The sequence below is a fragment of the Limnohabitans sp. TEGF002 genome (assembly GCF_055395845.1).
Window position 1 is genome coordinate 717,579 of the sequence record NZ_AP029224.1, and the last position, 25,408, is coordinate 742,986.

Annotated in this window: 29 protein-coding genes; 15 read left to right on the plus strand and 14 right to left on the minus strand. The window is 60.9% G+C overall.

The window, feature by feature from the left end:
• Positions 1–35: 35 nt before the first annotated feature.
• A complete protein-coding gene (locus tag ACZ5SR_RS03650; RefSeq protein ID WP_464450221.1) occupies positions 36–1,502 on the minus strand; it encodes a peptidoglycan DD-metalloendopeptidase family protein in 1,467 nt (488 codons plus the stop codon).
• 144 nt (positions 1,503–1,646) lie between these two features.
• Here ACZ5SR_RS03650 and tyrS point away from each other — a divergent pair, with 144 nt between their 5' ends.
• Genes tyrS through dbpA form a run of 4 tightly spaced genes read left to right on the plus strand, consistent with a single transcriptional unit; the run spans position 1,647 to position 5,739 of the window.
• Complete coding sequence (gene tyrS / locus ACZ5SR_RS03655; RefSeq protein WP_464450222.1) at positions 1,647–2,879, plus strand: tyrosine--tRNA ligase; 1,233 nt, start codon at positions 1,647–1,649, stop codon at positions 2,877–2,879.
• Between the two features lie 49 nt (positions 2,880–2,928).
• Positions 2,929–3,855, plus strand: a complete 927-nt coding sequence (locus tag ACZ5SR_RS03660) for a cation diffusion facilitator family transporter (RefSeq protein WP_464450223.1) — start codon at positions 2,929–2,931, stop codon at positions 3,853–3,855.
• Positions 3,852–4,295, plus strand: coding sequence for a D-aminoacyl-tRNA deacylase (gene dtd / locus ACZ5SR_RS03665; RefSeq protein ID WP_464450224.1), 444 nt, complete (start codon positions 3,852–3,854; stop codon positions 4,293–4,295). The genes ACZ5SR_RS03660 and dtd overlap by 4 nt, the downstream gene beginning before the upstream one ends.
• Positions 4,296–4,329: 34 nt before the next feature.
• Positions 4,330–5,739: an ATP-dependent RNA helicase DbpA gene (gene dbpA, locus ACZ5SR_RS03670; protein WP_464450225.1), complete on the plus strand. Its 1,410-nt coding sequence runs from the start codon at positions 4,330–4,332 to the stop codon at positions 5,737–5,739.
• Positions 5,740–6,055: 316 nt separating this feature from the next.
• Here the strand turns inward: dbpA and ybeY are convergent, their stop codons facing one another.
• Positions 6,056–6,511, minus strand: a complete 456-nt coding sequence (ybeY, locus tag ACZ5SR_RS03675) for an rRNA maturation RNase YbeY (RefSeq protein ID WP_464450226.1) — start codon at positions 6,509–6,511, stop codon at positions 6,056–6,058.
• A gap of 17 nt (positions 6,512–6,528) precedes the next feature.
• Positions 6,529–7,509: a PhoH family protein gene (locus tag ACZ5SR_RS03680; RefSeq protein ID WP_464450227.1), complete on the minus strand. Its 981-nt coding sequence runs from the start codon at positions 7,507–7,509 to the stop codon at positions 6,529–6,531.
• An 85-nt stretch (positions 7,510–7,594) separates the two neighbouring features.
• On the opposite strand from ACZ5SR_RS03680, the gene ruvA reads away from it, so the two are divergent.
• Together ruvA and ruvB are read left to right on the plus strand one after the other, a co-directional pair.
• Positions 7,595–8,170 (plus strand): Holliday junction branch migration protein RuvA, encoded by a 576-nt coding sequence (gene ruvA, locus ACZ5SR_RS03685; protein ID WP_464450228.1) that lies wholly within the window; start codon positions 7,595–7,597, stop codon positions 8,168–8,170.
• Between the two features lie 14 nt (positions 8,171–8,184).
• Complete coding sequence (ruvB, locus tag ACZ5SR_RS03690) at positions 8,185–9,237, plus strand: Holliday junction branch migration DNA helicase RuvB (RefSeq protein WP_464450229.1); 1,053 nt, start codon at positions 8,185–8,187, stop codon at positions 9,235–9,237.
• A 103-nt stretch (positions 9,238–9,340) separates the two neighbouring features.
• Here ruvB and ACZ5SR_RS03695 read toward each other — a convergent pair whose 3' ends face one another.
• The 6 genes from ACZ5SR_RS03695 to ACZ5SR_RS03720 are packed head-to-tail and all read right to left on the minus strand — an operon-like array spanning position 9,341 to position 13,123.
• Positions 9,341–9,985, minus strand: a complete 645-nt coding sequence (locus ACZ5SR_RS03695; RefSeq protein WP_464450230.1) for a histidine phosphatase family protein — start codon at positions 9,983–9,985, stop codon at positions 9,341–9,343.
• 12 nt (positions 9,986–9,997) lie between these two features.
• Entirely contained in the window at positions 9,998–10,627 is a 630-nt protein-coding gene (locus ACZ5SR_RS03700) for a DUF4136 domain-containing protein (protein ID WP_464450231.1), read from the minus strand.
• 18 nt (positions 10,628–10,645) lie between these two features.
• Complete coding sequence (gene ttcA, locus ACZ5SR_RS03705) at positions 10,646–11,584, minus strand: tRNA 2-thiocytidine(32) synthetase TtcA (protein ID WP_464450232.1); 939 nt, start codon at positions 11,582–11,584, stop codon at positions 10,646–10,648.
• A gap of 5 nt (positions 11,585–11,589) precedes the next feature.
• Positions 11,590–11,961 carry a dihydroneopterin aldolase gene (locus tag ACZ5SR_RS03710; protein ID WP_409755002.1) on the minus strand — a complete coding sequence of 124 codons (372 nt, stop codon included), beginning with the start codon at positions 11,959–11,961 and terminating at the stop codon, positions 11,590–11,592.
• A complete protein-coding gene (locus ACZ5SR_RS03715) occupies positions 11,958–12,353 on the minus strand; it encodes a dihydroneopterin aldolase (protein ID WP_464450233.1) in 396 nt (131 codons plus the stop codon). The genes ACZ5SR_RS03710 and ACZ5SR_RS03715 overlap by 4 nt, the downstream gene beginning before the upstream one ends.
• On the minus strand, positions 12,350–13,123 hold the full coding sequence (locus ACZ5SR_RS03720; protein WP_464450234.1) for an SDR family oxidoreductase: 774 nt from the start codon (positions 13,121–13,123) through the stop codon (positions 12,350–12,352). The genes ACZ5SR_RS03715 and ACZ5SR_RS03720 overlap by 4 nt, the downstream gene beginning before the upstream one ends.
• Positions 13,124–13,256: 133 nt before the next feature.
• Between ACZ5SR_RS03720 and ACZ5SR_RS03725 the strand changes: the two genes are divergently transcribed.
• From ACZ5SR_RS03725 to trxC, 5 genes are all read left to right on the plus strand, one after another.
• Positions 13,257–14,360, plus strand: coding sequence for a class I SAM-dependent methyltransferase (locus tag ACZ5SR_RS03725; protein ID WP_464450235.1), 1,104 nt, complete (start codon positions 13,257–13,259; stop codon positions 14,358–14,360).
• 18 nt (positions 14,361–14,378) lie between these two features.
• The gene (locus ACZ5SR_RS03730; RefSeq protein WP_464450236.1) at positions 14,379–14,573 is read left to right on the plus strand and encodes a DUF2905 domain-containing protein; all 195 of its coding nucleotides are present in this window, start codon (positions 14,379–14,381) and stop codon (positions 14,571–14,573) included.
• A 380-nt stretch (positions 14,574–14,953) separates the two neighbouring features.
• Positions 14,954–15,169 carry a hypothetical protein gene (locus ACZ5SR_RS03735; RefSeq protein ID WP_231624533.1) on the plus strand — a complete coding sequence of 72 codons (216 nt, stop codon included), beginning with the start codon at positions 14,954–14,956 and terminating at the stop codon, positions 15,167–15,169.
• 14 nt (positions 15,170–15,183) lie between these two features.
• Positions 15,184–15,444 carry a translation initiation factor IF-1 gene (gene infA / locus ACZ5SR_RS03740; protein ID WP_019426546.1) on the plus strand — a complete coding sequence of 87 codons (261 nt, stop codon included), beginning with the start codon at positions 15,184–15,186 and terminating at the stop codon, positions 15,442–15,444.
• 95 nt (positions 15,445–15,539) lie between these two features.
• Complete coding sequence (gene trxC, locus ACZ5SR_RS03745) at positions 15,540–15,986, plus strand: thioredoxin TrxC (RefSeq protein WP_464450237.1); 447 nt, start codon at positions 15,540–15,542, stop codon at positions 15,984–15,986.
• Between the two features lie 34 nt (positions 15,987–16,020).
• Here the strand turns inward: trxC and ACZ5SR_RS03750 are convergent, their stop codons facing one another.
• From ACZ5SR_RS03750 to ACZ5SR_RS03770, 5 genes are all read right to left on the minus strand, one after another.
• Entirely contained in the window at positions 16,021–17,274 is a 1,254-nt protein-coding gene (locus ACZ5SR_RS03750) for a multifunctional CCA addition/repair protein (protein WP_464450238.1), read from the minus strand.
• 14 nt (positions 17,275–17,288) lie between these two features.
• A complete protein-coding gene (locus ACZ5SR_RS03755; RefSeq protein WP_464450239.1) occupies positions 17,289–17,972 on the minus strand; it encodes a glutathione S-transferase family protein in 684 nt (227 codons plus the stop codon).
• A 184-nt stretch (positions 17,973–18,156) separates the two neighbouring features.
• The gene (locus ACZ5SR_RS03760) at positions 18,157–19,116 is read right to left on the minus strand and encodes a complex I NDUFA9 subunit family protein (protein WP_464450240.1); all 960 of its coding nucleotides are present in this window, start codon (positions 19,114–19,116) and stop codon (positions 18,157–18,159) included.
• Positions 19,113–20,201, minus strand: coding sequence for a M14 family metallopeptidase (locus ACZ5SR_RS03765; protein ID WP_464450241.1), 1,089 nt, complete (start codon positions 20,199–20,201; stop codon positions 19,113–19,115). The genes ACZ5SR_RS03760 and ACZ5SR_RS03765 overlap by 4 nt, the downstream gene beginning before the upstream one ends.
• 13 nt (positions 20,202–20,214) lie before the next feature.
• Positions 20,215–21,426: a M20 aminoacylase family protein gene (locus tag ACZ5SR_RS03770; protein ID WP_464450242.1), complete on the minus strand. Its 1,212-nt coding sequence runs from the start codon at positions 21,424–21,426 to the stop codon at positions 20,215–20,217.
• 190 nt (positions 21,427–21,616) lie between these two features.
• Here ACZ5SR_RS03770 and ACZ5SR_RS03775 point away from each other — a divergent pair, with 190 nt between their 5' ends.
• From ACZ5SR_RS03775 to ACZ5SR_RS03790, 4 genes are read left to right on the plus strand one after another with little or no spacing between them, the layout of a single operon-like run.
• Entirely contained in the window at positions 21,617–21,967 is a 351-nt protein-coding gene (locus ACZ5SR_RS03775; RefSeq protein WP_464450243.1) for a hypothetical protein, read from the plus strand.
• The gene (locus ACZ5SR_RS03780; protein WP_464450244.1) at positions 21,964–22,965 is read left to right on the plus strand and encodes a CapA family protein; all 1,002 of its coding nucleotides are present in this window, start codon (positions 21,964–21,966) and stop codon (positions 22,963–22,965) included. Before ACZ5SR_RS03775 ends, ACZ5SR_RS03780 begins: the two co-directional genes overlap by 4 nt.
• A 39-nt stretch (positions 22,966–23,004) precedes the next feature.
• Positions 23,005–25,101: a molybdopterin-containing oxidoreductase family protein gene (locus ACZ5SR_RS03785; RefSeq protein WP_464450245.1), complete on the plus strand. Its 2,097-nt coding sequence runs from the start codon at positions 23,005–23,007 to the stop codon at positions 25,099–25,101.
• Positions 25,094–25,390, plus strand: coding sequence for a polyhydroxyalkanoic acid system family protein (locus tag ACZ5SR_RS03790; protein ID WP_464450246.1), 297 nt, complete (start codon positions 25,094–25,096; stop codon positions 25,388–25,390). Before ACZ5SR_RS03785 ends, ACZ5SR_RS03790 begins: the two co-directional genes overlap by 8 nt.
• Positions 25,391–25,408: the final 18 nt, after the last annotated feature.

Here is a 25,408-nt window from a genome sequence, read left to right on the forward strand (position 1 = left end):
TGTGCATCAAAAAAGGGCCTTGCGGCCCTTGTTGATCACTGGACGTTGCCTTCTCGCATCTGTGCTGCGGCTTGCAGTTGTGACTGGGCTTGTGATGCCGCTCTTTTGAACCTAACCATGGCGGCAGGGCTGAGCGGCACACTTTGTGCCTGCTGAATCACTTTTTGAGGGTCAACGTGCGTTCCATTGACGCGGAACTCAAAATGCAAGTGCGGCCCGGTAGACCAGCCCGTGGAGCCCACTGCGCCAATGGTTTGTCCCTTTTGGACCGTCTGGCCTTTGCGAACCTGAATACGGCTGAGGTGGGCGTAAACGGTGGAGTGGTTGTTGCCATGGCGAACGATCACCGTATTGCCGTAGCCGCCTTGAACGCCTGCAAATTCGACCACCCCATCACCGACGGTTTGTGCGGGCGTGCCGGTGGGGGCTGCGTAGTCCACGCCCAAGTGCGCTTTCATGGTTTGAAAGATGGGGTGAAGGCGCATGGCAAAACCACTGGTCTTGCGTGAGAAAGCCACAGGTGAAGCCAAGTAGGTGCGGCTCAGGCTTTTGCCGTCCATGCTGTAGTAGTTGCCTTTTTGACCAGGCTCTTGGTGCCACACGGCTTCGTAAGTTTTGTTGCCGTTGTTGAATTCAGCGGTCAAAACGCGACCGGTACGCACGGGCTCTCCATCGGCTTCCAGCACTTCGTAGACAACTGAAAACCGAGCGCCTTTTCGCAGGGTGCGGTGAAAGTCGATCTGGTTGGAGAAAATCTGGGTCAACTGGCTGATGACGGCATCGGGCAAGCGGGCCTCATCTGCAGCGTCGTACAAGGAGCTGGACACTGTACCGCCTGTCATGCGCAGGCTGGTGTTCATTGGGGAGGTTTCCAGCGCGGCCTGCAGGCCATCAGGCGTGCGTTGTATCGCCAGCCGCTGGAAGAAGGTGTCGGTCTCGTTGTTGAGCCAGCGGACATTGAGCTTCGTCAGGCGCTTCTGGCCATCGGCTTCGGCGACAACGGAGCGCCCCCCTTGCTTGAGCGCTTGTTTGGCCAAGGGATTCTTGCGCAAATAAGAAGCGGCCTCCGGGTCAACCAGCCCCAAACGGCGCAGCAAGCTTTCAGGGGTGTCTGAGGCGCGCGTGCTGTCAGTGCGCATCAGGTTCATCTGGATCAGGTCAATCGCTTGGGCTTGCTCTTCCAGTTTGGCAATTTCGACAGGCACGGTGACCGTGACCACCGGTTGTTCGGCGATGTCTGGCCCCAAATTAGCGATGGCGAAGGCGCCGCCACCACCTGCAAGTAAAACAGCGGTCAACGTGGCGCTGATGGTTTTGGGGTGACGTGTCAGCCATTGACCAAAAGCCTGAAGTCCATTGACCAATTGGGGGTGTTGACCATCCAGCCAGTTCAGCGTGCGCTGAACGAGCATGAGCAACGCACCCAGCACGGCAGTGCAAAGGAACAGGAAGCCAACCAACAAAGAGACCAGTCGAGACTGGATGGAAGCGAAAAATTGCATCAATTCAGGGGAGTTTCGCGCTGCCTTTCGCTGAGGCGATATGGCAGCACGATCTGCACAGTCAGGCCGCCTCTAAAATGGGCGACTTGGAAGTATCGGTCCATTGTACTGGTCTATGCCCATTTGACTTTAGAAAAAACCCTTATGAATCAAGCGCTTGTTACAAAATTCCCGGTCACGGACAAGACCCAGCACGCAATGGAGGTCACATTGCGGGGGTGCGAGGAGCTGATTCCCAAGGAGGGCTGGCTGCAAAAGCTGGCCAAATCCGAGGCCACAGGGGTTCCTTTGCGCATCAAGTTGGGCTTGGACCCCACAGCGCCGGACATCCACATAGGCCACACGGTGGTGCTCAACAAAATGCGCCAGTTGCAAGACTTGGGGCATCAGGTGATCTTTTTGATCGGTGACTTCACCAGTCTGATTGGGGATCCGTCAGGCCGCAACAGCACCCGCCCGCCCCTGACGCCCGAGCAAATCAAGCTCAATGCCGAAACTTATTACAAGCAGGCCAGCATGGTGCTGGACCCCGCCAAGACTGAAATTCGCTACAACAGTGAGTGGTCACTACCTTTGGGTTCCATGGGCATGATCCAGTTGGCCTCCAAGTACACCGTGGCGCGCATGATGGAGCGCAATGACTTCCATGACCGCTTCAAGGCTGGCACCCCGATTTCGGTGCACGAGTTCCTGTACCCGTTGATGCAGGGCTACGACTCGGTGGCCCTCAAGTCGGACCTGGAATTGGGCGGTACGGACCAGAAATTCAACCTGCTGATGGGGCGCCACCTGCAGGCCGAGTATGGCCAAGAGCCTCAGTGCATTTTGACCATGCCGCTGCTCGAGGGTCTGGACGGGGTGGACAAGATGTCCAAGTCCAAGAACAACTACATCGGCATCAGCGAAGAGCCCAACACCATGTTCGCCAAGGTGCTGAGCATTTCGGACACCTTGATGTGGCGCTGGTTCACCCTGCTGTCGTTCAAGTCGATGACCGACATCGAGGCGTTGAAAAAAGAAGTTGAGGGCGGGCGCAACCCCAAAGACGCCAAAGTCATGCTGGCCAAGGAAATCACGGCACGTTTTCACAGTGCTGCCGCTGCCGATACGGCGGAGCAGGATTTCATCAACCGCAGCAAAGGCGGTGTGCCGGACGACATCCCTGAAGTGTCTTTGTCGGGCGCCCCCTTGGGTATTGGCGCTTTGCTCAAATCGGCGGGCTTGGCCCCTTCGACCACCGAAGCTGGACGCCTGATCGACGGCGGCGGCGTGCGCGTGGACTCCAGTGTGGTCAGTGACAAAGGCCTGAAACTCGAAGCCGGGACGTATGTGGTCCAAGTGGGCAAGCGCAAGTTTGCCAAGGTCACACTGGCTTGATCGGGGCTTGGCGCACAGACCCGTCATCCACCGCGGCTATGCTGAGCCCATGAAAAGATTCGATGACTGGATGACGCCCACCCGCATGCTGTGGGCTTCGGTGGTGGTGGCGCTGGTGACCATTGCCCTGAAAACCGGAGCCTGGTGGTTGACCGATTCGGTCGGTCTGCTGTCGGACGCGATGGAGTCGCTGGTCAATCTGGCCAGTGCGGTGTTCGGCTTGATGATGGTCACCATCGCAGCGCGCCCAGCCGATGACGACCACCCCTACGGTCACCACAAGGCCGAGTATTTCTCTTCTGGTTTTGAAGGCATCCTGATTCTGGTCGCCGCCTTGGGCATCATTTGGGTGGCGGTCCATCGTTTGTTCGATCCCCAGCCCATTGAGCAAGTGGGCTGGGGCCTGGCCCTGTCGGTGGGCAGCTCGGCCCTGAACGGTTTGCTGGCCTGGTTGATGTTTCGCGCGGCTCGGCAGCACCGCTCACTGGCGCTAGAAGCCGATGCCCGGCACTTGGTGACCGACGTCTGGACATCGGCAGGCGTGGTGGTCGGTATTGTTTTAGTGAGCGTGAGCGGCTGGCTGTGGCTGGATGCGGCGGTCGCCATCGGCGTGGCCCTGAACATTCTCAAAGAAGGCTGGAGCCTGGTTTGGCGCTCCTCGCAGGGCCTGATGGACGAGGCGCTGGAGCCTGAAGTGCTGGCCGATGTGCAGCGGGTGCTCGATGGCTTTGCCCACCAGCGCGGCGAGACCGAAATCATCCGCTTTGACCATCTGAACACCCGCAAAGCTGGGCAACGCCGTTTTGTGGACGTGCACATGCACATGCCCGCCAGCTGGACCTTGGGCCGAGCTGCCGCTTTGCGCACCAGCGTGGAGCAGGCGCTGATGAGCGAGGTGCCCGGACTGCGCGCCACCATCCAGCTCTTGCCCAGTGATGTGGAAGCGCACTTTGACGATGCGAGGGACTTGAAATGATCGCTGTGTTGCAAAGGGTGAGTGAAGCCAGTGTGCGTGTGGATGGCGACGTGATCGGCCAGATCGGCACGGGCTTGCTGGTGCTGCTGTGCGCCGAAAAGGGCGATACCGATGCGGTAGCCGGGAAGATGTTGGCCAAAATTTTGAAACTGCGCATCTTCAGTGACGAGGCAGGCAAGATGAATTTGAGCGTGCAGGATGTGGGGGGTGGCATGCTGGTGGTGAGCCAGTTCACCCTCGCTGCCGATGTGGCCGGGGGCAACCGCCCCAGCTTCACCCAGGCGGCCGCGCCCGATGAGGGGCGGCGCTTGTACGAGCATTTTGTGGCGCAGGCACAAAAAGCCCACCCACTGGTGCAAACGGGCCGCTTTGCCGCCGACATGAAAGTGGCGCTCATCAACGACGGCCCCATCACCATCCCGATGCGCATGACGGCTTGAGTGGCTGCTTGAGGTGGGCAACGATAATCCCCTCATGACTGCAACTTCTCCTGCCGCGAGTTCTGCTCGCTTTGACCAGCTCACGCTGGCCCCTGCCACCCTTCAAAACCTCGAACAACTGGGCTACACCCAGATGACCCCCATCCAGGCTGCCAGCTTGCCGCTGACCTTGGCGGGGCAAGACCTGATCGCCCAGGCCAGCACTGGCAGCGGCAAAACCGCCGCCTTTGGCCTGCCCCTGATCGAGCGCCTGCAAACCGCAGGCTCGCCCAGCGCCGCCATTCAAGCGGTGATTTTGTGCCCCACCCGCGAGCTGGCCGACCAGGTCACGCAGGAAATCCGCCGCTTGGCCCGTGCCCGCCAAAACGTGAAAGTCGTCACCTTGTGTGGAGGCGTGGCCCTGCGTGGCCAGACGCTGAGTCTGGAGCACGGCGCGGACGTGGTGGTGGGCACACCTGGCCGCATCTTGGACCACCTGGAGCGCGGCTCGCTGAGTCTGGCGGGCGTCAACACCCTGGTGTTGGACGAAGCCGACCGCATGCTGGACATGGGCTTTTTCGATGACATCGCCAAAGTGGTGCGCCAGTGCGCCAAAGACCGCCAGACCCTGCTGTTTTCGGCCACTTACCCCGAAGGCATCGCCAAGCTGGCCGCGCAGTTCATGCGTGCGCCGCAAACCGTGAAAGTGGAGGCGCAGCACAGCGCGCACAAAATTCGGCAGGTTTATTACGAAGTGAGCGAAAGCCAGCGACTGGATGCCGTGTCCAAACTGTTGGCGCACTTCCGCCCTGAGCGGACGCTGGCCTTTTGCAACACCAAACAGCAGTGCCGCGATTTGGTGGCGGTTTTGCAAGCCCAGGGCTACAGTGCGCTGGCGCTGTTTGGCGAGCTGGAACAGCGCGAGCGTGACCAGGTGCTGGTGCAGTTCTCCAACCGCAGTTGCTCGGTGCTGGTGGCCACCGATGTGGCCTCGCGCGGGCTGGACGTGGAAGGGCTCGAAGCCGTGATCAATGTGGACGTGACGCCCGACGCAGAAATCCACATCCACCGCATCGGCCGCACCGGTCGGGGCGATGCCGAAGGCCTGGCGCTGACGTTGGCGAGCATGGACGAGATGGGCTCGGTCGGCAAGATCGAGGTGATGCAAGGCCGCGAATCGAATTGGGAGCCCTTGTCTGGCTTGACGCCTGCCGCAGGTGGACCTTTGCAACCGCCCATGCGCACGCTGCAAATCGTGGGTGGCCGCAAGGAAAAAATCCGCGCGGGTGATGTGATGGGCGCCTTGGCGGGTGAATGTGGTTTGACCCGTGAGCAGGTGGGCAAGATCAATGTGAACGAGTTCTCGACCTATGTGGCGGTGCAGGCGGCTCTGGCCAAAAAGGTCGAGTCTCAGTTGTCACACGGCAAGATCAAGGGCAAGAGTGTGAAGGTTCGGTTGCTCTGACGTCTTTGCCTTTCGCCTTTTGCTGGGGCGGTGTGTGAGGGGATGCGGCGGGTTCCTCATGACGGGGTACCGAAAATCGTCACCCGCCGCACCCCCTCACACACCTGAGTGGTGGTTTGGGCGTGAGAGAGGCTGGTGTTGAGTGGTTTTCGGTTTGAAGCTGGCAGTTTCGACGCTGCTTAGATTTCCGGCGGGTTTAAAAAATGCACAACGGCCTCGAATGGGGTGGGGCAGGGTGACGATTTTCGGTACCCCGTCATGAGGAACCCGGCCCCACCCCATTCCAGGCCTCACCTCAAAAGCCAAGCAAAAGAACTCAAAGGTAAGGGTTCTTCAACCCCAATCCCGCCAAGATCGCAATCTCATAGGCTTCCATCTCCTCAGCATCCGCCGTGCTGGTCTCGTGGTCCCAACCCTGCGCATGCAAGGTGCCGTGCACCAGCAAATGCGCGTAATGCGCGGCCAATGTCTTGCCTTGTTCTTTAGCTTCGCGTGCCACCACGGGGGCGCACAGCACCAAGTCGGCCATCACCACCGGCTCTTGCGCGTAGTCGAAGGTCAGCACGTTGGTGGCGTAATCCTTTTTGCGGTAACCCAGGTTCAGCGCGCGGCCTTCCTCTTCACCCACGATGCGCACGGTGATTTCGGCGTCATCGGCCAGGGCGTGACGAATGGCGCGGGTCACCGCGTGGCGGGGCAGGGCGGCGCGGTGACGGGCGGCATAGGGAATGTCGCCAAATTGCAGGGACAGCTGGAGTTGTTTCAAGGGCATGGGGTTTGAATGGGTGTTCAATCGTCTGTGGGTACAGGTTTGCGGCGGGTCACGACGCCCGCTCGCATTGGGACGCTGCCTTGCGCCTCGTAGGCGTCCACAATGCGGGCCACCAGCGGGTGTCGCACCACGTCGGCACTCGAAAAGCGCGTGAAGGCAATGCCCTTGACGCGTTTCAAGACCCGTTCAGCGTCGATCAATCCGCTCAGCTGGCCTTTGGGCAAGTCGATCTGGCTGACATCGCCAGTGACCACCGCCTTGGCCCCAAAGCCAATGCGGGTCAAAAACATCTTCATCTGTTCGGTGCTGGTGTTTTGTGCTTCGTCCAGAATCACAAACGCATTGTTCAGGGTGCGCCCGCGCATGAAGGCCAGCGGTGCGATTTCGATCGCGTTGCGCTCAAAGGCCTTTTGCACCTTGTCGTAACCCATTAGGTCGTAGAGCGCGTCGTACAGCGGACGCAGGTACGGATCCACCTTTTGCGACAGGTCGCCCGGCAAAAAGCCCAGCCGCTCACCGGCTTCCACCGCCGGGCGGGTCAGCACAATGCGCTGCACGCTGGCGCGCTCCAGCGCGTCCACCGCGCAGGCCACGGCCAGATAGGTCTTGCCCGTGCCCGCAGGCCCGATGCCAAAGCTGATGTCGTGGGTGGCGATGCTCTCCAGATAGGCCGCCTGCACCGGTGTGCGCGCCTTCAGGTCGGCGCGGCGGGTTTGCAGTGGGGGCAGGTCGGCTTCTTCGCCTCCGCTGTCGCCTACCAGCATCAGCTGCACCATGTCAGGCGAAATCGGACGGTCGGCCCGTTCGTAGATCGCCTGCAAAATCTCCATGGCCCGTATGGCCACCGCCTTGGGGCCGTCTACCTTGAACTGCTCATGGCGGTGCGCGATGCTCACCTGCAAGCCCGCTTCGATGGTGCGCAGGTGCGCATCCATGGGGCCGCACAGGTGCGACAAGCGGTTGTTGTTGTGCGGCGTGAAGGTGTGTCTGACGATCAAGTTGATAATCCTGAATTGGCGCGGTCACGAGTGGTCGGAAACCGTGCATTTTCTCCCATCACAGGCATTTAAGGCGTCACCCCCCATGATTGGCAAACTCACCGGCATCCTGAGCGACAAAAACCCACCCGAGGTGATCGTGGACTGCCATGGCGTGGGCTACGAAGTCAATGTGCCCATGAGCACGTTCTACAACTTGCCCGCCACGGGCGACAAAGTCAGTCTGGTCACGCACTTTGTGGTGCGCGAAGACGCGCAAATCCTCTACGGCTTTGCCACCTTGGCCGAGCGCGAAGCCTTTCGCCAGCTCATCAAAATCTCGGGCGTCGGCCCTCGCACAGCATTGAGTGTGTTGTCCGGCATGAGCGTGGATGACTTGGCGCAGGCCATCACCACGCAAGAAGTGGGGCGCTTGGTCAAAGTGCCGGGCATTGGCAAAAAGACCGCCGAGCGTTTGCTGCTTGAACTCAAGGGCAAGCTGGGCGGCGACTTGGGCGGCTTGTTCGCCGTGAACACCCCCGATACCCAAAGCGACATCCAGCAAGCTTTGCTGGCGCTGGGCTACAGCGACAAAGAGGCTGCCGCTGCGCTCAAGAACTTGCCCGCCGATGTGGGCGTGAGCGAGGGCATCAAGCTGGCGCTCAAAGCCCTGAACAAATGAAGACGAACTGAGCCATGAGCATCCGCACCGACGACTTCGCCCCGCAACCCGAACCCCGGGTCATTTCAGCGGCCCCGGTTTCTCACCAAGAAGAGGCCATTGAACGCGCCTTGCGCCCCAAGCTGCTCGATGAATACGTCGGCCAGGTCAAGGTGCGCGAGCAGCTGGAGATTTTCATCAGCGCCGCCAAGATGCGCGAAGAGCCGCTGGACCATGTGTTGTTGTTTGGCCCACCGGGCTTGGGCAAGACCACATTGAGCCACATCATTGCCGCCGAGCTGGGCGTGAACCTGCGCCAGACCAGCGGCCCCGTGCTTGAAAAACCTAAGGATCTGGCCGCGCTGCTCACCAATCTGGAGCGCAACGATGTGCTCTTCATCGATGAGATCCACCGCCTCTCGCCCGTGGTCGAAGAGATCTTGTACCCTGCGCTGGAGGACTACCAGATCGACATCATGATCGGCGAAGGCCCGGCGGCTCGCAGTATCAAGCTCGATTTGCAGCCCTTTACGCTGGTGGGTGCGACCACCCGTGCGGGCATGCTCACCAACCCGTTGCGCGACCGTTTTGGCATTGTGTCGCGCCTGGAGTTCTACACGCCCGAGGAGCTCTCGCGCATCGTCACGCGCAGCAGTGGTTTGCTCAAGGCCCCGATTGACCCGGAAGGCTCTTTTGAGATCGCCCGCCGTTCACGCGGCACGCCCCGCATTGCCAACCGCCTGCTGCGCCGGGTGCGTGACTATGCGGACGTGAAGGGTGACGGCACCATCCACAAAGGCATCGCACAAAAAGCACTGACCATGCTGGACGTGGACCCCGAGGGTTTTGACCTGATGGACCGCAAACTGCTTGAAGCGGTGATTCACCGTTTTGACGGCGGTCCGGTTGGCTTGGACAACATCGCCGCCAGCATCGGCGAGGAGCGCGACACGATCGAAGACGTGATCGAGCCGTATTTGATTCAGCAAGGCTATCTGCAGCGAACCCCTCGTGGGCGCATGGCCACCTTGGCCGCGTTCAAGCACTTGGGCGTCACGCCGCCCAAGTCGTTTGGTGACAGGATTTAAAACCCGAAGCCATTGTGACTTTTGAGGAAGCGGGTCCCTGCTCGCCAAGGCCTGCCCAGCTTGAGCCAACATTCGGCCGCAGGGGCGGCCTCCCACAAAGGCTTCAGGCCGAGGTTTCGTCCTTGCCCAGCGCATCCAGGTGCGAGGTGTCGCCCCAGCCCACCAGTGACAGGCCTTGTGGAGTCCAAAGCAATCGGTTGACAGCGGTGTTGGTCAGTTGCCAAGTGCGCGGGGCTTGCAAATCCAACCGGGTGGCCGCGCGGTACAGGATGTCCAGCACGCCACCGTGCGCCACCATCACGATTTGCTGACCGGCGTGGCGCGCAGCCAACTCGTCCACCGTGCGCACAATGCGATCGCGCAAAGCCAGCAGCGATTCCCCGCCCTCAGGCGGCGTCCAGTCCGGCGTGCGTTTGCGCCAGTGCCAAGCGTGGTCGGGTAATTCGGCTTCCACCTCGCCAAAAGTGCGTCCTTGAAACACCCCGAAGTGACGCTCGCGCAAGCCAGCGTGTGTGCTCACCTTCTTACCCATGGCTTGCGCTATGGCTTGGGCCGTGGTGTGTGCCCGCGACAGGTCGCTGGCATAAATCGCATCCACATCTTCGCGTTCGGCCAGAGCGCGGGCCAGGTGTTCGGCTTGGCGTAAACCCACCTCATTGAGTGGGATGTCCAGATGGCCTTGCAAGCGTGTGTCCACGTTCCATGCGGTTTCGCCATGGCGAATCGCCAAAATTCGTGTCGGTTCCATAAATTCCTGGCTTCAGCGCGGCACTTCGATGTTGACCCGTCGCGGGCCATTGGGCGGGTTGGGGAAGTTGGCCAGCGCAGCCTGGAACAAGGTGGCAAAGATCGGTACGCTGTCGCTCCAGGGCCCAGAGTGGCTCGCGCGGGTTTCGTAGACCACTTGGCCTGATTGGAGGTCGCGCAGGATCAGGCTGACTTCACGGCGGTAGTGTGTGGGTGGTGGAAAGCGCATGCCCACACCCAGTCCGATGTGCGAGCCCAAACCCGAACCGATAGAGACGTTGCCATAGGGTGTCCAGCCCGGCCCGATAGGGCGGCCCCACGGGTCGGCCTGGTACTGAGAACCACTGAAGCCCACCATCACGCTCAAGCGAGCCCCTGCATCGTCACGCACCAGCCCCACGGCCGTCATGGCCGCTTGGGCTTGTTGCTCGGCCAAGCCTGCTTCAGGGTTGTTGAGTTGCGAGGGCAGGCGTTCAAAGCGGTACTTGGCCCCTTGCAGGCTCATGCCGGACGGCACCGCCGCCACAGAAACCACATCGCTGTCAATCAGGCGCATCGAGGCGCAGCCTGTCAACCCGGTCAAGGCCAGCGCGATGAAGGCCATCGAAAACCACCGCGTGAGCTGTCGAGTTTCTGTGCGCATGACCTGTACTCCTGAGGTTTACATCGAGATGACCTGAATGCCCGGCAATGAGTGCTCCTTGAACTCTTCTTCGTCAAAAGCCTTGTCGCCTGCGTCGTCGGCGATGCCAGTGATCTTCAGGTCCTTGAAGCCATGCAGTTTGGCGTCCATCAAGTGAGAGGGCACCACATTTTGCAAAGCCGAGAACATGTTTTCAATGCGGCCAGGGTGCTTCTTTTGCCACTCGCGCAGCATGTTGCCCACTTGCAGGCGTTGGAGGTTTTCCTGGCTGCCACACAGGGTGCACGGGATGATGGGGAACTGTCGGTGCTCTGCCCAACGGATCAGGTCGGTTTCGGCCACATAGGCCAGTGGACGGATCACCATGAACTCGCCGTTGTCGCTGACCAGTTTCGGTGGCATGCCCTTGAGCTTGCCGCCAAAAAACATGTTCAAGAAGAAGGTTTGCAGCATGTCGTCGCGGTGGTGGCCGAGCGCGAGTTTGTTGCATTTGAGCTCACGGGCCACGCGGTACAAAATGCCCCGGCGCAAGCGCGAGCAAAGGCTGCACATGGTCTTGCCTTCGGGGATCTTGTCCTTCACGATCGAGTACGTGTCTTGCGTTTCGATGTGGAACTCCACGCCCAGCTCTTTGAGGTACGCAGGCAGGATGTGGTCCGGAAAGCCAGGTTGCTTTTGGTCCAGGTTGACCGCCACCAGCTCAAAGTCCACCGGGGCGCGGGCCTTCATCTTGAGCAAGATGTCGAGCATGCCGTAGCTGTCTTTGCCGCCCGACATGCAGACCATGATGCGGTCGCCCGCTTCGATCAGGTTGAAGTCACTGATGGCCTGGCCCATCTGGCGGCACAGGCGTTTTTCGAGTTTGTGGGTTTCGCGCTCGATCTTGATGGCTTTGGCGGCCTCTGAGTCGGCTTGCGCTTGTACCCAGGCGTTGTCTGCTGCTGTGTCTGTGTTCATGAGGTTCACCACTGTCCGGTTTCCATGCGAATGGCCACTTCGCAGTCTTCAAAAATTTCAAGTTTGGCAATCTTGACGCGCACACCCAACACGCCGGGCAACTGCATCAGGCGGTTGGAGAGTTTGCCGATCAGCGTTTCCAGCAGGTTGATGTGCTCAGCCGTGCATTCGTCGATGATGATTTTGCGCACTTTTCGGTAGTCCAGCACCGAATGGATGTCGTCGTCGCTGGGCAGCAGGGGTTGCGTGCCCAGGTTCAGCTCGGCGTCCACCTGTATCGGTTGTGGATCGGTTTTTTCGTGTTCCAGGATGCCCAGGTTGGCGTCAAAGCGCAAACCGGTCAGCTCCAGCGTTTGTTGGCCAGCAGGGGTTTTCATGAGGCAGTTTTGGTCTGGAAGATTTCAACCCCAACCGCTTCGCAGTCCGGGTACACATCGGGTTTGCAGCTGGACAGGCGCACCGCCTGCACCTGTGGGTGGGCGATCAGCTCGCGCATCAGGTCGTCGCACAAAGTCTCTTGCAGCACGATGTGGCCCTGGGCTACGCGGCGGGCAATCACCTCGCGGATGAAGTCGTAATCCACCACCTCGGCCAGATCGTCTTGTGTGGGGGTGGACGCGCTGTAGGGCACGAACAACTCCACATTGAAGACAATGCGCTGGGGCCCCAGCTTTTCAAAGTCGTGCGCACCGATGCGCACGTCCACCGTGTGGTTGCGCAGAAAGAGGCGGCGACAGTTCAGCGCCAAATCGGTCATCAGGTCGCTCATACAGGGTCTTTCGGTTCACCCAAAAACATCACATCGCGCGCCAAAGGCACCAGGTGCTGGCCGTTGTCCACGCACACTGTGGTGCCGGTGATGCAAGGGTTCTGTGCCAAAAACACGCAAGTGGCCGCCACCTGTGCCGGGTCGATCGGCTCGCGCAGCAGGTTCACGCGGCTGTTGCGGTCAAAGTTCTCTTGGGTTTGTGGGCCGCTCAAAAACATCAGTCCAGGGGCCACGCCGCACACACGCAAGGGGGCCAAGGCTTGGGCTTGCAAGGCCACCGCTCGCTCCAGCGCCAGTTTGGACACGGTGTAAGAGAAATAGTCCGGGTTCAGGTTGAACACCTTCTGGTCTAGGATGTGGACCACGCTGCGCTGGCCAGGCTTGGCTTCGGGCGTAGCTTGCTGGGCCATGAGCGAGGCCAACAGCATGGGTGCGATCAGATTCACTTCGATTTGCTGGCGAGCTCCGGCCAAGTCCATGTTTGTGCCTTCATCGGGTTCGAACAGCGAGGCGTTGTTGATCAAGCAGTCAAGCGGGCCGTGACTTTGCGCGATCTGCGCCATCATCTGTTCGACTTGGTCGCTCTGGGCCAGATCGGCTTGCACGCATTCCACATGGCGCCCTGCAGCCTGCAGTTCAGACTGCAGCGCCTTGGCCGCATCGGCCGAACGTTGGTAATGGCACCACACGCGCCAGCCCGCCGCCGCAAATTGGCGAACGATCTCTGCGCCCAGGCGGTGAGCGCCTCCGGTGACCAGAACTTGTTTCATGAATCGGGGGCTGGGCAGATGGGATTGCGCAAGCACATCAAAGGGTGACAAAGGGCTGAATTATCGGGCAAGCCATGGATTTGACCCTCGGGACCCCGGCAAACGCCCGTACACCTTCGGCGACAATCAACGCGTGAGCACGCCCAATCCCCATTCCCCTTCCGAATTGACCTCGCGTATCCACCAGGCCATCGCCCAAGCCGGTGGCTGGATCGGTTTTGACCGTTTCATGGCCATGGCCTTGTACGAGCCGGGGCTGGGTTATTACACCAATGCCCTGCAAAAGTTCGGCGCCATGCCTTCCTCGGGCAGCGATTTTGTGACCGCGCCGGGCATGTCGCCCTTGTTTGGCCAGACTTTGGCGGTGCAGGTGCGTGAGGCCTTGGACGCCACAGGCACCGATGAAGTCTGGGAGTTTGGCGCGGGCACCGGAGCCTTGGCCTTGCAACTGCTGGACAGCCTGGGCGATGCGGTTCGCCGCTACACCATCATCGATTTGTCAGGCACTTTGCGCGCCCGTCAGGCCGACACCTTGTTGAAACACGCCGACAAAGTGCGCTGGCTCGACGCCTGGCCCGACGCCATGGATGGCGTGGTGGTGGGCAACGAGGTACTGGACGCCATGCCCGTGCAGCTGCTGCAGCGCACGCAAGGCGTCTGGCATGAACGTGGTGTGGTCAGTTCGGGCAATGACTTCGCCTGGCAAGACCGCCTGACCGACCTGCGCCCGCCCGTGGACATCGAAGGCGAGCACGACTATTTGACCGAAATCCACCCCCAAGCCGAAGCCTTCATTTGCAGCTTGGCTGAGCGCTTGCTCGCCGGCAAAGGCGGGGCGGCGTTTTTCCTCGATTACGGCTTTCCCGAGGGCGAATACTTTCACCCCCAGCGCCACATGGGCACCGTCATGTGCCATCAGCTGCACCAAGCCGACGACAACCCGCTGGTGGTGGTGGGCCAAAAAGACATCACCGCCCATGTGAACTTCACCGGGGTCGCGCTGGCCGCGCAAAACGCCGGGCTGCATGTGCTGGGCTACGCCAGCCAAGCTTGGTTTTTGCTGAATCTGGGCCTGGCCGAGCGCATGGCCGAGGCCTCTTTGGCCGAACGCAGCCAAGCCCAGCGCCTGGTCAACGAGCACGAAATGGGCGAGTTGTTCAAAGTGGTCGGTTTTTGCACCTCGGCCGACTGGTCCGCTCAGGGCTTTGCCCTGGGCGACCGGTCACATCGCCTGTAAACGGCATCAAGGCACGCTATGTTGCGCTGGCTCATCGTGGTGTTTTTGGCCTTGATCATTTTCAGTGGCTTGCAAAAATGGCTGCAAAAACTCGGCTTTGGTCGACTGCCCGGAGATTTCAGATTTCGCTTGTTCGGGCGCGAGTTCTTCCTTCCCATCACCAGCACCTTGCTGCTGAGCATGGTGGCAGCGGGCATCGCGCGCTGTGTGTGAGCTGGCCAGCCGGCAAAAGCACACCCCACACGAACGTGTTACAGTGCGGCACGCCATTGGCGACTTATGCCCATCTCGCTCTAGCCGAGCCGATAGCGCATCCCGGCAGAGGGATGCCAGTCTTGTCCTCCACTGTGCACATCGCCCGCCATGCTTTCTTAAGCTGGGCCCAGACGATTTATTGCTTCCTTTTTGACGCACCTCTGCACGGTGCTGTTGTTGGGCAGGCCTTACGGTCTGCATATGGGGGCGCTTTTTTGGCAGCAGGACATGCCAAGACCCGTGCCGCTGCACAGCCCCCAAGAGGGCCGAAAAAAGCGGCTCGACCCCCTTCGTTAAAATACATGACCATTTCATATTGTTCACACCAACCCATCTCCATGGGAAAATTCCGAATTCAGCCGTGCTCCAGGGCTTTGCCTAATGGCGCATTTGGCGCACAAGTGTCCGTGGCCAGTGGCCGCGGCAGTGCCAGCACCGACCGCGTGATGCGGTTTGTGCCCGAATTCGCCACACCGGCCGCCGCCAGCCAATACGCCCTCGATGAAGGCATGTTGTGGGTGGAGCGCCAGACGACGAAACCGATCCTGCTTTGAGAAAGACGTTTTAAATGGCTAAAGAAGAACTGATTGAACTGATGGGCGTGGTCAACGAGGTGTTGCCCGACACCCGTTTCCGCGTGACCCTGGACAACGGTCACCAATTGATTGCTTATTCCGCAGGCAAGATGCGCAAGAACCACATCCGCATTTTGGCGGGTGACCGTGTCACGCTCGAGCTCTCGCCTTATGACCTGAGTAAAGGCCGCATCAGTTTCCGTCACTTGGCAGGTCGCGCGCCCATGGCGCCGCGTCGCCCTCCCGCACGCTGAGCTGGTTCTGCGCCGGGTCTTGACCTCAGTCAGGGTTCCCGGGTCTTGAATCGTGCAGCATGGTCCCCAAGTGACTTTGAAACACAGGGGATTCCATGACCGATTCAGCCAGCGCCTTGCACATTGTTTGTCCTCACTGCCACACCACCAACCGGGTGCGTGAGGCTGACCTGCACAACGCACCCGATTGCGGACAGTGCCACCAACCGCTTTTTGACGGCCATCCGCTGGCGCTGGATCAGGCCAGTTTTGACAAGCACATCGGCCGCAGCCATTTGCCGGTGCTCGTCGATTTCTGGGCCCCGTGGTGCGGCCCCTGCCGCATGATGGCCCCGGCTTATGAGCAGGCCGCAGGCCTTTTGGAGCCCCAAGTGCGGGTGGCCAAACTCAACACTGAAGAAGCGCAAGCCATCGCCGCCCGCTTCAACATCCGCAGCATCCCCACACTCGCTTTGTTTGTCGGCGGCAAAGAAGTCGCCCGCCAGGCCGGTGCATTCCGCACGGCTCAAGACATCGCCGACTGGACGCGTTCGCACCTTTGAGTGCTGATAGGCGCTCACGCCCACAAGGACAGGTTTACAGCGACGCCAGTGCGATGGCTTTGATCCGTGCTTGGGCGATTTGTAAGCCAATTTGCGGGCCTTTGAGGCCCTCTGCCGCTGCTGTCTGTGCAATGGGCGCGGTCTCCACCGACAGCGCTGCTTGTTGCGCTTTGAGCAAGCGCCCAGCCTGTGGGTAAGCCGCTTCTTCAAACCCCAGGCGTCCCCGTGCATCACACTCACACGCTTGCAGCACGAGTGCAAAGCGTTCCGCTTGGCGAATGGCGTCGCAGCGCTCCAATAAGCGCATCAATGCTTCTGGCCCCAGCTCTGCACTGCGGTGGATGTTGCCGTGCTCACGCGCCACCACCTCGGCCAACTCCTTGCAATCGGTCGGCACGCGCAGGCGCTCGCACACTTGCTGCAAAAGCTTCACGCTGCGGCCTTCGTGGCCAATGTGGCGGGGCAATACGTCGGCGGGCGTGGTGCCTTTGCCCAGGTCGTGCATCAGGCAGGCCACACGCACCGAAAGCGGCATGTTCAATCGTGCAGCCATGTCCATCACCAGCATCATGTGCACGCCCGTGTCCACCTCGGGGTGGTATTCGGCGCGTTGGGGCACACCCCACAGGCGGTCCAGCTCGGGCAGTAACACGCGCAGGGCACAACATGCGCGCAGCACCTCGAACATACGCGAGGGTTTTTCGCTCATCAGGCCTTTGGCCAGTTCTTGCCACACGCGCTCGGGCACCAAGTGGTCGGCTTCGCCGTCCTCGACCATTTGGCGCATCAATGCCATCGTCTCGTCGGCTACGGTGAAATCGGCAAAGCGCGCTGCAAAGCGTGCCACGCGCAAAATGCGCACCGGGTCTTCGGCAAAGGCGTTGGTCACATGGCGCAGTACCTTGTTTTGCAGGTCACGCTCGCCACCATACGGATCGACGATCTGACCTGACCATGCGCTGGGAGCAGCATGGGCCAACGCATCGGGAACCGCCATAGCGTTCACGGTGAGGTCACGCCGGGCCAGGTCTTCTTCAAGCGTGACGTCGGGCGCGGCTTGCACTGCAAAGCCTTTGTACCCCCGCGCCGTCTTGCGCTCGGTGCGGGCCAAGGCGTATTCCTCGCGGGTCTGTGGGTGCAGAAAGACCGGAAAGTCCTTGCCCACGGGCACATAGCCCTGCGCGCTCATGGCCTCGGGCGTGCTGCCCACCACCACCCAGTCGCGGTCGTTCACGCTTAGGCCCATCAAGGCATCGCGCACCGCACCGCCGACGACAAACACTTGCATGGCTGCTGCTTTGCTCAGCGAGCCACCCGGAAGGGCTCTTCGAAGTCGATGAAGTCCTGCTCGGCCATGGCGTCGTCTATCCAGGCTTTTACGCCGGGCAGGGCGCACACGCGCTCCATGTAGGCGGCCACGTCGGCAGGCACGGGCAAGGCGTAGGTTTTCAGGCGCATCACCACGGGGGCAAAGTAGGCGTCCGCCACAGTGAAGTGGCCAAACAACATGGGGCCGCCGTGCTCTGCCAGCAGGCCGCTCCAAAGGCTGCAGATGCGGTCCAAGTCGGCGTGCACGGCAGGCTTGTCACGCAGTGCCAAAGCGCCGATCTCTGGGAGGTGTGCCTCGATGTTCATCGGGCAGGCGCTGCGCAGGCCTGTGAAACCGCTGTGCATTTCGGCGCAAATGCTGCGTGCACGCGCTCGGGCAGCGCGGTCTTGCGGCCACAGTTTTTTATCCGGAAACTGTTCGGCCACATATTCGGCAATGGCCAGCGTGTCCCACACGGCCAAGCCGTCGTGTACCAACACGGGCACTTTGCCAACAGGGTTCACGTCTTTGAGCGTCGTCTTGAATTGCGAGTCGGGCGCAAAGCTGTCAAAGCGGACATAGATTTCTGCAAAGTCGATGCCCGCCTGGCGCAGAAGCACCCAAGGTCGCATGGACCAGGACGAATAATTCTTGTTGGCGATGTAGAGCTGGATCATTCTTTTCTCTCTTGAGGCGAAGCCCACATGTTAGCGCTCACAGTGGTTAACAAGAGACAGATTGCACCGCCAAGGTGTGTGACGGGGATGCGGCGGGTGACGATTTACGGTACCCCGTCATGAAGAACCCGCCGCATCCCCTCACGTTCCCCCTGAGACCGCGAACGTCAGCCGTTGCCCGATTTCAGCGCCCAGCGCGTTCGCGCCAGCCGTTCAAACGGCTGCGTGGGCCGCGGCGGCCCAAATAGCTGGGTGCTACACCCGCTGCAGATGCTGCGCTGATGCCCAAGTTTGAAAGCCCTGGGTGTTGGCCCGTGGCAATGTTGTCCACTTTCATCGAAGCCAGGTTATCTCGGCTCATCAACGGCTCGCCCGGCGCCAGCTCCATGACCGCGGCTTGCAGCCAGCCCATCCACATCGGCAAGCCGATGACGGGGCGACCTCGGCCGTGGTTCACGCCTGCCCACTGTCCAGAGCGTTTGACCAACTCGCCCAGCGTCAACACATCCGGGCCGCACAGCTCGTAAGTCTGGCCGATGGTGTCCGGCTTTTGCAGGCAGACCGCCACGGCGCTGGCCACATCGGCCACCCACACAGGGGCAAAACGTGTGCCACTGCCCGCCAAGGGCATGAAGGGCGCGATGGCCTGCAGGTCGGCAAACAGGTTGAGGAATTTGTCTTCGGCACCAAAGATCACGCTGGGGCGCAACACCGTCAGTTGCAGCCCTGCGTTGTGCAAAACGGTTTCGCCGCGCGCCTTGCTGCGCTGGTACATCGAGGGGCCTTGCGGATCGGCACCCAAAGCGCTGATGTGCACCAGTCGCTGCACGCCCGCTTTTTTCATGGCGCTGGCAATCTTGCCGGGCAAATCAACGTGTACGTTTTCAAAGCGCTCTTCAGTGCCATGCAGCACAGCCACCAGATTGACCACCGCATCATGGCCGGGGATCAAGCGGGCCAGATCGGCCTCTTTGTGAACATTGGCCTCGATCACGGTCAGACCGGGCAAGCTTTGCACGCTGGCCGCATTCACGGCGCGTCGTGTGGGCACGGTGATGTGCCAGCCCAGGCGGGCCAGTTTTTCGCAGACGTGGCGACCGACGAAACCGCTGCCACCCAAAACCAGAACGCGTGGTGTGCTCATGCCGCGCTCAAGCCACTGACGGCTTGGTGCATGGCATCCATGGCTTGGTCGATGATCTGTGTGCGCCATGCGTCGGTGTCGACGTAGAAAGCATCCATCAGGTCTTGCTTGATCTTTTGGTGCAGGGCTTCGGGCGCTTCGGGGTGCAAGTGCAGCCAGTGGTCACCGCGCAAGGCGGTCATGACCTGCAACTGAGCTTGGGTGCCATATTCCATGGCAATCCCGGTGTACTCCGCCTGTGGACATTCTTGGTAAGCGGACATCCACATCAAACCCGTGAGAAAGGCCGAAGTGGATGAGCCGTCGTAAATCGAGGTGATGCCTTGGCCCCACCAAGTTTTGGCGCGGCTGTAGGCCGCAGCATCGTCGGCGCAAGCAAAAATGCGCTCACCCAAGCCGCTCGGACCCAGGCCGGTGTGCAAATCAATCCAGGCCAATTTTTGGCAGTTTTGACCATATTTTTGAAGCACTTGGCGCAGGGTCAGGTTGCTCCAGGTGGGTGCTTTGCCGCCGAAGAAGAGGCCTTCCGGAAAGTCGTGCTGGCCCTTGGAGACCGCTGCTTGCAGCGCGTCCATGCCACGCTCGGCGATGTACTGCTGAATTGCGGCTGTGTTGGCCGCGTCCGGTGGCCAAACCTCGGGCAGCAAGAGCGGCTGCACTTCTTTGTAAGGCGCGTTTTCGGGCAGAGGCTTCGTGAAATCCTGGAAGTTGCGGTTGATGTCCACGTTTTCGTGGGTCACGCGCCGCACATGCGAAAACCCGTGCGGGTTGAGCGCATGGATGTAGAGCACGGCCACGCCATTGGCTTTGGCAGCGTCGCGCCAAGCGGTGTTTTGCAGGGCGTGGATTTGCACGCCCGAGCCGCAGTAACCCTCGACCCCGTGGCAGGCGCTGCTGATGATCAGCAGCTGCTTGGCGTCGGGCGCGCCGTCGAGCACCACGTCCATGGCCAGCTCTTCGCCATCCCGGCCCTTCAGGGGGTGGATGTTGGAATCAACGGTCAGGCCCGCAGCATGGGCGGCGTTCAGGAATTTCTGACGAGCTTCGGCATAGCTTTTAGAAAAGCCGGTTTGGATATCGGTCATGCGGATTTTTGATTTAAACGGTTTGTGTCGGATTGGCCAGCCATTGCGTGGCGAGTTCCACCCAATACGTGCCGCCCAATGGGATCAAGTCGTCGTTGAAGTCGTAGCTGGGGTTGTGCAAGGTGCAGGGACCGCCACCGTGGCCCATTTCGCGGTGCGCGCCGTCGCCGTTGCTGATGAACACATACGCGCCCGGCTTGGCCTGCAGCATGTAAGAGAAGTCTTCGGCACCCATGGTGGGTTCTTGATGCATCACCTGCTCTGCGCCCACGATGCCCGACATCACCTGCCGCGCAAACTCGGCTTCAGCTGGGCTGTTGATGGTGGGTGGGTAGTTGCGCTCGAACTCGAATTCACATTGCGCGCCAAAAGCGGCGCAAAGCGACTCGGCCACCTGTTTCATGCGCGATTCGATCAGGTCCAGCACCTCGATGCTGAAAGTGCGCACCGTGCCCTGCAACTCGCAGGAGTCGGGCACCACGTTGGTGGCTTCGCCCGCGTGGATCATGGTGACCGAGATCACGCCTGCGTCCACCGGCTTTTTGTTGCGGGTGATGATGGTCTGAAAGCCTTGCACCATTTGGCAGGCGATCGGCACTGGGTCGATGCCGTTGTGCGGGAGCGCGGCGTGGCTGCCTTTGCCACGGATGGTGATCTTGAATTCGTTGCTGGATGCCATGACAGGGCCGGGACTCACGGCAAAGGTGCCCACGGCAGCGCCGGGCCAGTTGTGCATGCCGAACACGGCCTGCATGGGGAACTTGTCAAACAGGCCATCCTTGATCATCTCGCGGGCGCCACCGCCGCCTTCTTCGGCGGGTTGGAAGATCAAATACACCGTGCCATCAAAGTCGCGGTGCTTGGCAAAGTGTTTGGCTGCTGCCAACAGCATGGCCGTGTGACCATCGTGGCCGCAAGCGTGCATCTTGCCTTGGTGTTTGCTGGCGTGGGCGAAGGTGTTGAATTCCTGCATGGGCAGCGCGTCGATGTCAGCCCGCAAGCCAATGCCGCGCCCGCACGCGCCGCCGTCACGCCCGTGCACGATGCCCACCACGCCCGTGGTGCCCATACCGCGGTGGATGGGGATACCCCAATCAGTCAGCTGCTGGGCCACCACATCGGCCGTGCGCACTTCCTGAAAGCACAACTCAGGGTGTGCATGAATGTCTTTGCGGATGGCCGCGATGCTGGCCGCGTCGGTGAGGATGGAGTCGAGAATTTTCATGAATACAGTCTAGCGGGACTTGGCGATCTTTGCCAAGCCAATGCGACAAATGACCCGACTGTCGCCTGTGTGCCCGAGACAAGGTGCAAAATCGTGCACAGATCCCATCTCTGTTTGTATGTGTCATTTCTTCATCCATAAGCCTTGGCGTTCAGTGGCAAGTGCCCTGGGAGCCTTCTTTTTTTGCGGCTTGGCCACAGCCGCCCCGCTGTTGACCTGCCAAGTCACTTACGCTGGAAGCACGCACACCGTGCTGGCCCGTCCGGTCGCCGATCCATATCCCGTGCCTTCGGTAGACATTGGTGGGCGTTTTGGATTCAAAGCGGTCATGGTGGGAGATGCGGGGCATGTGAGCCGCATCTTGCTGTATGCCTACCAAGACGCTACCCCCAACCCAGTGTTGATCCATCAGGCCAAATATTTGCCGCCTTACCCCCGCAGTGCGCAGCCCTGGCCCATCACGGGTCAGCAGCATTTGTATGCAGGGCCTTTGGAGCGGGAATTGATTTACAGCTGCACGCTGGAGGGTTTGGCGCCATGAAAAAGTTGCTCTTGTTTTGTGCAGCCTTGGGTTGTTGGGCGTTGGCGTGTGCACAAGGGGCCGCTGCCGGTGACAAGCAGGTCACCTTGGTGTTTGCCGGTGACACAGTACTCGATGACGCCCCGGGTGCCTTGATTGCGGGCGGTGGCGATCCTTTTACTGATTTTGCTGCGGTGTTGGCCGCTGCCGATATCCGCATCGCCAATTTGGAGTGCGTGGTGGCCACCACCGGGAGCGCGGGGGACAAAAACTTCACCTTCCGGGCGCATCCGCGGGTTTTGCCGGTGGTGAAGAAGCATTTTGATGCGGTGGCCTTGGCCAACAACCATTCGGGCGATTTTGGCCGCGAGGCATTTGCCGAAATGCTCGGTTTGCTCCAGCAAGCAGGTTTGGGCAAGCTGGGTGGTGGTCGCCATTTATCGGAGGCTCATGAGCCGTGGGTGGTGGAGCGCAACGGGCTGCGCATTGCATTCTTGGGTTACAACGAATTCATGCCCCGCAGTTTTGAAGCGGACCACAATGCGCCCGGGGTGGCCTGGAGCGAAGACGAACAAGTGGTGGACGACATCCGCCGTGCCCGCCAGGTGCATCGCGCCGACCTGGTGATTCCCATCATGCATTGGGGCTGGGAGAACGAATTGGTGGCCAACCGCCGTCAGCGCCAACTGGCCCGCTTGATGGTGGCTGCAGGGGCCGATGCCGTGATCGGAGGGCACCCGCATGTGACGCAAGACATCGAACACATCGAGGGCAAACCCGTCATTTACAGTGTGGGCAATTTCGTGATGAAAGAAACCGACAACGCCAACCAGCGCCGTGGTTGGGTGTTGCGTCTGGTGCTGGACAAACAAGGCGTGCGCCTGCTCGACACCCGGGTGGCCCAAATCCGCATGGACGGCGTGCCCGAGCGCGATGACCGTGCGGCCAGCCCTTGCTGGCAACGCGGCGACGCGGTGGTAGGCCAGTGTGTGGCTGGGCAACGCCCTGTGCCTCGCTGACACGCAGTACGACAATCGACTTTTGACAGGACGCGACCCATGAACGACACCTCCGCCCACGTGGTGCGCGGCGCTTGCCCGCACGATTGCCCCGACACCTGCGCCTTGCTGACCACAGTGGAGAACGGCCGCGCCACCAAAGTGCAAGGCAACCCGATGCACCCCCAGACCGACGGCGTGCTGTGCACCAAGGTGTCGCGCTACACCGAACGAACCTACCACCCAGACCGCCTTTTGCAGCCCCTGAAGCGCATCGGCCCCAAGGGTGCGGGTCACTTTGTGCCGATCAGCTGGGACGAGGCGCTGGCGGACATCGCCCAACGGCTGCAAGCCATTGCGGCCCGCGACCCGCAAGCCATCTTGCCCTACAGCTATGCGGGCACCATGGGCTTGGTGCAAAGCGAGTCGATTGCAGCGCGGTTTTTTCACCAGCTGGGTGCATCGCTGCTGGACCGCACGATTTGCGCCTCGGCCGGGGCCGAAGCCCTGACCCAGACTCTGGGCAACAAGGTCGGCATGAAGGTCGAGTTTTTTGCCGAATCCAAGCTCATCGTCATCTGGGGCAGCAACTCGATTGGCAGCAATCTGCATTTTTGGCGCCTCGCGCAAGAGGCCAAGCGCAACGGGGCCAAGCTGGTCTGCATCGACCCCCGGCGCAGCGAAACGGCCGAAAAATGCCACGAACACATCGCCCTGCGCCCCGGCACCGACGCTGCATTGGCGCTGGCCCTCATGCACGAGCTGATCGTGCATGGCTGGCTCGACCAAGACTACATCGAACGCTACACCCTGGGCTGGGACGCCCTGAAAGCGCGGGCCTTGCAGTGGACGCCGGAGCGCGCAGCAGAAGTGTGCGGCTTGCCGGTTGAACAAATCCGTCAGCTGGCCCGCGACTGGGGCACCACCCAGCCCGCTGCCATCCGCCTGAACTACGGCATGCAGCGCGTGCGCGGGGGGGGCAACGCGGTGCGGGCGATCGCTTGCTTGCCTGCGCTCACTGGGGCCTGGCGGCACCGGGCTGGCGGCTTGCTGCTCAGCAGTTCGGGGCATTTCCCGGTGCGGCGCGCGGCTTTGCAAAGGCCCGACTTGCTGGGCGAACGGCGTCCGCGCACGATCAACATGAGCACGATTGGTGACGATTTGTTGCGCCCGGCGTCCCCCGCATTCGGCCCGCAGATTGAGGCTTTGATCGTTTACAACAGCAACCCGGTGGCCGTGGCCCCCGAATCGGGCAAGGTGGTGCAAGGCTTTGCGCGCGAAGACCTGTTCACCGTGGTGTTGGAGCATTTTCAGACCGACACGGCCGACTACGCCGACTACATCCTGCCCGCCACCACGCAGCTGGAGCACTGGGACATCCACACCAGTTACGGCCACACCGACGTGCTGCTGAACCGCCCCGCCATTGCCCCTGTGGGCGGTGCACGCACCAATACCGACATCTTCCGTGCGTTGGCCCAGCGCATTGGGTTTGACGCCCCGTGTTTTGCCGAGAGCGACGAAAGTCTTTGCCGCAGCGCCATCGGCGATGAAAAAGACTTCGAGCAGCTGCTGGCGCATGGCTTTGTTTCTTTGCCCGTGCCCGATGCGCCTTTTGCGCAAGGCGGCTTTCCATCGCCCTCGAGCAAGTGCGAGTTTTTCAGCCAACGCTTGGCCGATCAGGGCCTGGATGGCCTGCCCGACCACCTGCCCAATTACGAAGCGGCTGGCAGCGATGCCCGTTACCCGTTGGCCATGATCTCACCGCCTGCGCGCAACTTTCTCAACTCCACCTTCGTCAACGTGCAAAGCCTGCGCGACATCGAAGCCGAGCCCGTGTTGGAGATGCACCCGCAAGATGCGACAGCGCGGGGCATCGCCGACGGTGCGGTGGTGCGTGTGTTCAACGACCGGGGCACCTACCACTGCAAAGCGCGGCTAAATCAGCGTGCGCGAGCCGGCGTGGTCCATGGCTTGGGCATTTGGTGGCGCAAGCTGGGCCTGAACGGTACCAATGTGAACGAGCTGACCAGCCAGCACCTGACCGATTTGGGCCGTGCGCCCGTGTTTTACGACTGCCTGGTGGAGGTGGCTGCCGATGCCGAGTTCGCGGCCACCATCGCCGCCGGAGTCACTTCGAAAGAACCCCATGCCTGAATTGAAAATTGAACGTGAACACACCTTGGGCCTGGACGGCGCGCGCATGGTGGCCCAACGCTGGCGCGAGCAGGCCGAAAAAGACTGGGGCATGACCTGCGCGTCAGAGCCTGGAGAGACCTTGGACCGCATGCGATTTGAGCGCAGTGGGGTCAATGGCGAGCTGACGGTGACGGCGTCCCGTTTTGACCTGCAGATCAAGCTGGGCTTTCTGCTGGGGGCTTACAGCGGCAAGATCGAAGAAAAAATCCAGGCCAATTTGGATGCACTCCTGGGCCCGGTGGCCTGAAAACAGGGGTGGGCCTGA